7 protein-coding genes are annotated in these 7,792 nt (G+C 68.6%); 2 read left to right on the forward strand and 5 right to left on the reverse strand.

The genetic code is table 11. The features are described 5' to 3' along the window. The first annotated feature begins 6 nt into the window (after window positions 1–6). Window positions 7–2,847 (forward strand): sacsin N-terminal ATP-binding-like domain-containing protein, encoded by a 2,841-nt coding sequence (locus RJ03_RS03390; protein WP_036497937.1) that lies wholly within the window; start codon window positions 7–9, stop codon window positions 2,845–2,847. A gap of 12 nt (window positions 2,848–2,859) precedes the next feature. On the opposite strand, the gene RJ03_RS03395 is transcribed toward RJ03_RS03390, so the two are convergent. Both RJ03_RS03395 and RJ03_RS03400 read right to left on the reverse strand, forming a co-directional pair. Further along, window positions 2,860–3,474 carry a TetR/AcrR family transcriptional regulator gene (locus RJ03_RS03395; RefSeq protein WP_228816590.1) on the reverse strand — a complete coding sequence of 205 codons (615 nt, stop codon included), beginning with the start codon at window positions 3,472–3,474 and terminating at the stop codon, window positions 2,860–2,862. Between the two features lie 99 nt (window positions 3,475–3,573). Then, complete coding sequence (locus RJ03_RS03400; protein WP_036497965.1) at window positions 3,574–3,810, reverse strand: DUF2530 domain-containing protein; 237 nt, start codon at window positions 3,808–3,810, stop codon at window positions 3,574–3,576. A 36-nt stretch (window positions 3,811–3,846) separates the two neighbouring features. On the opposite strand from RJ03_RS03400, the gene RJ03_RS03405 reads away from it, so the two are divergent. Further along, on the forward strand, window positions 3,847–4,311 hold the full coding sequence (locus RJ03_RS03405) for a MarR family winged helix-turn-helix transcriptional regulator (RefSeq protein WP_051024228.1): 465 nt from the start codon (window positions 3,847–3,849) through the stop codon (window positions 4,309–4,311). A 28-nt stretch (window positions 4,312–4,339) separates the two neighbouring features. Here the strand turns inward: RJ03_RS03405 and RJ03_RS03410 are convergent, their stop codons facing one another. From RJ03_RS03410 to RJ03_RS03420, 3 genes are all read right to left on the reverse strand, one after another. Then, complete coding sequence (locus tag RJ03_RS03410; RefSeq protein ID WP_198163982.1) at window positions 4,340–4,729, reverse strand: YccF domain-containing protein; 390 nt, start codon at window positions 4,727–4,729, stop codon at window positions 4,340–4,342. Window positions 4,730–4,945: 216 nt separating this feature from the next. After that, window positions 4,946–6,148 (reverse strand): GNAT family N-acetyltransferase, encoded by a 1,203-nt coding sequence (locus RJ03_RS03415; protein ID WP_036497967.1) that lies wholly within the window; start codon window positions 6,146–6,148, stop codon window positions 4,946–4,948. Between the two features lie 364 nt (window positions 6,149–6,512). Beyond that, window positions 6,513–7,792: citrate synthase (locus RJ03_RS03420; RefSeq protein WP_036497968.1), on the reverse strand; the 1,280-nt coding region annotated here is incomplete at its 5' end.

The raw sequence follows: 7,792 nt of genomic DNA on the forward strand, positions 1-7,792 counted from the left end.
GTAAGGGTGACACAGGATCCGTTCGGCACCGCGGACTTGCGTGCGGGAGTACTCACCGCATGGCGGAATTCGCCGACTCGCCTGCGCGAGGACGCCGCCACCGAGGCGGATCTGGTCCGGGCCGGGTACCGCGATCGGTTGCTCACCGAGCTGGCGCAGAACGCCGCCGACGCCGCGGTCAAGGCGGGGGTCTCCGGCCGGGTCTCCGTGTGGCTGCGGGGCCGGGCTCTGCATATCGCCAATACGGGTGCGCCGCTGGATCTTTCCGGCGTGCACGCACTGACGGCGTTGCGCGCGTCGGGCAAGACGGGCACGGCGGTCGGCCGGTTCGGTGTCGGGTTCACGGCGGTGCTCTCCGCCGGTGACGAAGTGGAATTTCGTTCCACCACAGGATCTTTGCGCTTCTCCCGGGCACAGACTCTGACCGAACTGCGCGACAACGGCATCGACCTCCCCGTCGGCGCGGACGGCCCCGCCGTCCCGGTGCTGCGCTTGGCCTGGTCGGTGGCGGTCGCCCCGGAGCCCGGTTTCGACAGCGAGATCGTGGTCTGGCTGCGCGAGGACGTCGACGCCGCGGACCTGCTCGCGACCATGCGGGCCGAGGCGGTGGATCTGCTACTGGAACTGCCGGGCCTGCATACGATCCGGATCGGGGACGACGAATCCTGGCGCGCGGTCGAGGATCTCGGCAACGGCCTGCAGCGGGTCTGCATCACCGCACCCTCCGGTGAGGACTTCCGGTGGTGGCAGTACACCACCGAGCGGGCGCGCTGGCTGCTCCCGGTGCGTGACGGCCGGGCCGTGGCGGCGTCCGCCGATGTGCTGCGCGCACCGACCCGCACCGACGAGGAATTGTCCCTGCCCGCCCTGCTGATCGCCGATATCGCCCTGCAACCGGATCGGCGCCGACTGATGCCCGGCGCCCGGGTGGCCGAATTGGCCGAGGGCTATGCGGATTTCGCCCGTGCCCTGCCGCCGGGGGATCGGCTGGTCCTCGTTCCGGCGCCCGGCTTCGCGCGCAGCGAGGCCGACGGCCTGTTGCGTGAGGCATTGGTGAAGCAACTGCGCGAAAATCCGTGGTTGCCGGTACTGGCCCCGGCTGCCGGTGCGAGCGACGGCCCGGCCGATGCCGGGTTCGCGCTGCCCGATTTCGGCGGCACCGCGAGTACGTCCGGAGACGACGTGGCGGCCCCGGTGCGGACCGATGCGGCGCCGTCGCGTGCGAGTGTATTTCCGGGCGTCACCACCGAACTCGCCGATCTGCTGGCGACTCTGCTGGGGCCGCTGGTGGTTCCGGAGTTGTCGGGCCGAGCCACCGCCGAACTGCTGGGCGTGCTCGACGTCCACCGCATCGGCCTGGCCCGCGTCGCCGAACTGACCGGAAGTGTGCAGCGCCCGCCGCAATGGTGGTATTCGCTCTACGACGCGCTGGAACCGTTCGTCACCGACCCGCTCGCCGCCGAGGAGTTGGGGGCGCTGGCCGTTCCGCTCTCCGACGGCCGCCTGGTCACCGGCCCCCGCACGGTGGTGCTCGACGATCAGCTCGAGGACGCCGTGGCGGTGCCGTGGGCGCGGCTGGCCCACCCGGAGGCCGCGCACGAGCTGCTCTGCCGCCTCGGCGCACAACAGGCCGGTGTGGAGGATCTGCTGACCGACACCGCGCTGCGCGCCGAACTGGATTACCGCCCCGACGACGAGGATCTGCGCGAGGCCGTGCTCGGTCTCGCCGCCCACCTGCCGGCCGGCGTCACGTTGCCGACGTGGCTCGGCGCGCTCGAATTGCCCGACAGCACCGGCGAATTGCGCCCCGCCGACGAACTGCTGCTCCCGGGGGCCCCGCTGGCCGGGGTGCTGGTCGGCGATTCCCCGTTCGGCACCCTCGACCCGGAGGTCGCGCAACACCATCCGGCCACGGCGTTGCGTGCGATCGGCGTCGGCTGGGGGTTCACCGTCGTCACCGAAACCGATCCCACCGGCCCCGACCACGACCTCGACGACGAGGACCGCTGGTGGCAGGGTTTGCCGGAAGATCCGCCGGAGTTCGCGGCGGTGCGGGATCTGGATCTGGTCGCCGACGACGCGTGGCCGCAGGCGCTGCGGCTGCTGTTGTCCGAACCGGCCACCCGCGGCCTGCTCGCCGACCGCGACGGCTACACCGCGTGGTGGTTGCGCCGGCACGCACGGGTCGACGGCCGCCCGCTCGGCGTGTATCGGGCCGGCGCGGATCCGGTGTTCATCGATCTGCTGCCCGAGCTGCCGGGTTTCTCCACGGCCGATCTGGCGGCGCTCGACGCGGTGCTCGCCGACCCGGCGAACATCACCGCGGACCTGGCCGTGGCTCTGCTCGAGGCACTGGCCGATCCGGCGAAAAGGCCCACACCGGAAGCGGTTTCGCAGACCCACCGCCGACTCGCCGCCGCCGTGCCGCAGCTGGATCTCGACGCGATCGGCGTGCCGGAGCGGGTGCGTGCCTTGTCGGGAGCGGTGATCGATCCCGATCGGGCGCTGGTCCTGGACCGGCCATGGCTCGGCTTGGCGTTGCCGCCGGATCGCCTGGTGGCCGGCGATATCGAGCATGCGGGCGAGCTGGCGACGCTGCTCGACGTGGCCGCCGCCTCGGAGGCCGTCCACGCCGAGGTGCTCGGCGCCGGAAAACGCACGACCTGGGCGGACGAGCCGCTGGGCGTGCTGTTGCGACTGCAGTTCGGATTGCCGGCACCGGCCGGTGAGCTGGTGCTGCACGATCGTCTGGAGGTCCGGCTCACCGGCGCCTACGAGGCGACGGTGGCCGTGCCGTGGTGGCGTTCGGGCGACACCACCCACGTGCAGCGGCAGCCGAGTTCGTGATACGCGACGCGGCTATTTCGCGTAGGTGGTGATCATTTCCGCCAGCACGTCGAGCTGGGTGCGCACCGCCGCGCTGTCGTCGTCGACGAGCCAGCGCAAAACGATTCCGTCGATGACATTCAGGGTGAATCGGCTCAACGTCTGAACCGGAATTCGCCATTCGGTTCCGGTGGCCACGCGCCCGTGCTCGAGGACGTCGGCGACGGTGGCGTCGTTGAACAGATACTGTTCGCGCGCGATCGCGAGTTTCGCTGGGGTCTGCTCACTTTCACGCAAAGCGTAGGTGGTGGTTTCGTAGGTGAGCAGTTGTCGTTGCGGTGTGGATTCGATGTTCAGCCAGAGCAGTTCCAGGCTGGCGCGCACCAAATTTTGAAGGGATTCTTTTCCACTTCCGACTTCCTGCCAGACCGTTTCATTGGTCTCGACGGAATCGCGCAATTCCATCGACAATGCTTTGACCAGCTCGGTCATCAGCGCATCTTTGTTTTCGAAACAGTAATGCACCACACCGAGCGATACCCCGGCCGCCTGCGCGACATCGCGTGTAGTTACCCCGGCGACGCCCTTTTTCTCCGCGAGGCCGATGGCGGCCTCGATGAGGTGGGCTCGTCGTTCTTCGACGCTCAATCGGGAGGACACGGAAGCGAGTTAAGCCGCCAGGACGCGATGAGTCAATTCGCACACTGTAAAGTCGGCGCGCTCGGGCGTGGCGCGTGCCGGCCGGTGTCACAGCCCTTTCTGCGCGCCTTTGTCACCTCTGCGGGCGCCGCGGCGCTGAATCACGAAAATGCTGTAGCCGAGCAGTCCCACGCCGAGCCCCATCAGACAGATCGGCCGCGCGTCGGCCCAGCTGTCGTTGCACCAGACCACGATCGTGGCCACCAGCCACACCAGCGAGCCGACGGCCAGCACGGGACGTGGATCGGTCAGCCGCGGCGGGATCTCGGGCACCTCGGGGGTCACGAAGTCAACGATAGCGGCGGGAACGGCGAACCACATATGTGGTGTCACGTATCGTTTGCCTCTGTGACAACGCCTTCCGATATCCGCGCGCTCGCCGGTGAACTGTCCCTGGCGGTCGTGCGGCTGACGCGCCATCTGCGCGGCCGGCGCGCCGACGCGCAGATTTCGCTCACTCAACTGTCGGCTCTGGCGACCCTGGCCAGGGACGGGGCGATGACTCCCGGTGTGCTCGCCGCCAAGGAGCGGGTGCAACCTCCGTCGATGACGCGAGTGATCGCCTCGCTCTCGGAACTGCAGCTGGTCAAGCGCGATCCGCATCCCACCGACGGCCGTCAGGTCATCGTGTCGCTGTCGGACGCCGGCAAGGCGCTGATCCAGGACGAGAACAACGCCCGCGAGGCGTGGATGTTCGATCAGCTGTCCGGTCTGACCCCCGATCAGCTGCGGGTGCTCGACGACGCGGTCTCGATCATGAAGCAGCTGGTCGCCGACTCGGAGTAGGGCCCGTCCGGCGTCCGGATGCGGGCGCTCAGGCCACGAAAGCGTGGTCGCTGGAGACGATTTCACGTCCCAGCGGCATCAGCGAGACCGGGATGAGTTTCAGGTTCGCCCAGCCGAACGGAATCCCGATGATCGAGACGAACAGCGGAATGCTGGTGACCAGGTGCCCGATCGCCAGCCAGAATCCCGCGAGGATCACCCAGATGATGTTGCCGATCAGCGAGGGAGCCCCCGCTCCGGGCTTGGCCACCACCTCCCGGCCGAACGGCCACAGCACGTAGGCGCCGATCCGGAACGACGCGATCCCGAACGGGATGGTGATGATCAGGATGCAGCAGACGATTCCGGCCAGGAAATAGCCCACCGCCAGCCAGAACCCGGCGAAAATCAACCAGAGCACATTCAGTACGAACCGGATGAGGGTCACCTCCCCAGCATGCCAGGGCGGTGCCCTCCTCACCAGAGACGACGGAACTTCCCCTCGAGCGTGCCCTGCTGCCCGGCACCGGCGCGAGCGGTCCACCGATGCGTGACCGGCGGCTCCGTCCGTCGAGGAATCGGGCGGTGTCGAAGGTCGCGACGGCCGCACCGGATCGAGCCGGTCGAGTGTCGGCCCACAGTGGTGGACGACAGCTCAGAAGAACCAGCCGAGGACCGGTTCGCGTTCGGCCCGGAAAGCGCGGTCCACATCCGCGACGATCCGGGAGTCCTTCGCCCACAATCGGTTCGCGCCGGCGAAGGTGCGGGCGGAGTACGCGCCGAGGTAGAGGCTGCCCAGCACGTCGATGCCGAGCTCGAGGTCGGGGGTGCGGCTGGTGGGTTCGCATTCGGCTCGCCCGTCACGCACGCGCAGGGCGAAGGTACCCCCGGCGTGCCGGAACGGATCGTCCACGGCGACAACGACATCCAGATCCGTCTCGTAGGCGCGCGCGGACAGGGCGGCGGGGACGTCCATCGGCCGGGCCCACAGCCCGTCGTGACGGCTGACGGTGCGGACCAGGCGGGAGTCGGTGAGCAGGTGGGGCAGCGGGTCGTCGTCACCGATGGTGGCGGTGACGGTGTCCACCAGGTCCAGACCGAGCAGGGCACGCCACAGGGCGGCATGCGCCTCGACGGTGACCGCGCGCAGTTCCACCACCTCGGCGGTGAGCTCGCGGGGCTCGGGGTTGTCGTAGCGGTAGAGCGCGTACCCGTCGGGATGGGTGAGGGCGTACAGGGCGGCCTGGCCCCCGCTGCCGACCAACTGGATCAACCACGCCGAATGCGGGCGGGCCTGGGCGCCAGGGACCAGTCGCCGCCAGCGGTCGTAGATGCCGGGAGCCACGGTGATCGCGTCGTCGAGCGAGCTCAGGGTCACGCCGCCGGGATCCGGCGCGGTGGGCCGGAACTCGGCGAACCGCCGGTCGATGGTGACGCGGTTCTCCACCACACACGGCCCGTATCCGAACCGTCCGTAGATGGTGGCCCGGCTGGCGGTGAAGATGGTCAGCGGCAGCCCCGCGGCCTCGATGCGCTCGTGCAATTCGGTGTACATCGCGCGCAGAATCCCGCGCCGGCGATGGGTCGGCGCCACCGCGACACCGGCCACGCCGCAGACCTCGACGGGATGGGGACCGGGCACCGTGAGCGTCATCGTGGTGTCCCGGGTGTGCCCGACGATCCGGTCGCCGTCCACGGCCACGAGCGCACGTTCGATCGGGAACAGTTTCAACCGCTGCGCGGTGACGACCGGGTCCTCGCGGGGCGAAGCGCCGAAAGCGTTCGACAACAGCAAGCCGATACCGGGAATGTCCTCCTCGGTAGCGGGCCTGAGCGTGACCTCCGATGCGATCGCCATACCTCGACCATCGCACGCCGGCACGACCCGGCGCACCAGGATTTTCACGAGGTGCCATGCATGGAGACAAAAGACATCTCCGAAACCCCGCCGAAGCGAAGCGGAGGCAGATAACACAGATCCGGGCCTGCCGTCCCCTCCGAGGCAGGCCCGGATCCGGCGCCCGGCGTCATTTCCGGGCTGCGAGAACAATGGTGCCGGGCAGCGCCGGCGAGCCGCTTAACGTGCGCTTGTAATCGTGCGCGAATCCGCTTGCGGCGCAGCGTCCACCGATGCGGACCAGCGAAAAGCCGTGCGCGGCAACCGCCCTCGACATGCACGAAGCCCGCCTTCCGAACGGAAGGCGGGCTTCGGGTCAGGTGATTCAGCGACCGGCGATATCGCCGTAGTCGCGCGCACCGTAGCCGGTGTAGATCTGGCGCGGGCGGCCGATCTTCAAAGGCTCGCTGTGCATTTCGCGCCAGTGCGCGATCCAGCCGGGGAGCCGGCCCATCGCGAACAGCACGGTGAACATGCGGGTCGGGAAGCCCATGGCCCGGTAGATGACGCCGGTGTAGAAGTCGACGTTCGGGTACAGGCGGCGATCGACGAAGTAGCTGTCGGTCAGGGCGGCCTCTTCCAGCGCCTTGGCGATGTCCAGCAGCGGGTCCTGCACGCCCAGCTTGCCGAGGATCTGGTCGGCGGTCTTCTTGACGATGGTCGCGCGCGGGTCGTAGTTGCGGTAGACGCGGTGTCCGAAGCCCATGAGCTTCACGCCGTCTTCCTTGTTCTTGACCTTGCGGATGAAGTCCTTGACCGCGGCGTCGACGGTGCCGCCGTTGATGTTCGCCTTGATGCCGTCCAGCATCTCCAGCACGGCCTGGTTGGCGCCGCCGTGCAGCGGGCCCCACAGCGCGTTGATGCCGCCGGATACCGAGGTGAACAGGTTGGCGTCCGAGGAGCCGACCAGGCGCACGGTCGAGGTGGAGCAGTTCTGCTCGTGGTCGGCGTGCAGGATGAGCAGCATGTCCAGCGCGGCGGCGACCTCGGGGTCGACCTCGTAGGGTTCGGCCGGGAAGCCGAAGGTCATGCGCAGGAAGTTCTCCACCAGGCTCAGCGAGTTGTCCGGGTAGAGGAACGGCTGGCCGACCGACTTCTTGTAGGAGTAGGCCGCGATGGTGGGCAGCTTGGCCAGCAGGCGGATGGTGGACAGCTCGACCTGCTCGGGGTCGCGCGGGTCCAGCGAGTCCTGGTAGTAGGCCGACAGCGCGTTGACCGCCGAGGACAGCACCGGCATCGGGTGCGCGTTGCGCGGGAAGCCGTCGAAGAAGCGCTTGAGGTCCTCGTGCAGCAGCGTGTGACGGCGGATCCGGTCGGTGAAGTCTTCCAGCTGTGCCTGGGTCGGCAGCTCGCCGTAGATGAGCAGGTAGCTCACCTCGATGAAGTTCGAGCTCGCGGCCAGCTGCTCGATCGGGTAGCCGCGGTAGCGCAGGATGCCGGCCTCACCGTCGATGTAGGTGATCGCCGACTTGGTGGGCGCGGTGTTGGTGAAGCCCGGGTCGTAGGTGACGTACCCGGTGCTGGCCAGCAGCTTGCCCAGATCGATTCCGTCGTTGCCTTCGACGGCCTGGGCGACAGTCATGGCGTATTCGCCGCCAGGGTAGG

It is taken from the genome of Nocardia aobensis NBRC 100429 (assembly GCF_000308375.1).
Classification (GTDB): Bacteria; Actinomycetota; Actinomycetes; order Mycobacteriales; family Mycobacteriaceae; genus Nocardia; species Nocardia aobensis.

What these genes read in the sequence shown, in the direction of transcription:
- RJ03_RS03405 (WP_051024228.1), top strand. Translation starts at nt 3,847, where the DNA reads ATGTGGTGTCACGTATCGTTTGCCTCTGTGACAACGCCTTCCGATATC.
- RJ03_RS03415 (WP_036497967.1), bottom strand. Translation starts at nt 6,148, where the DNA reads ATGGCGATCGCATCGGAGGTCACGCTCAGGCCCGCTACCGAGGAGGAC.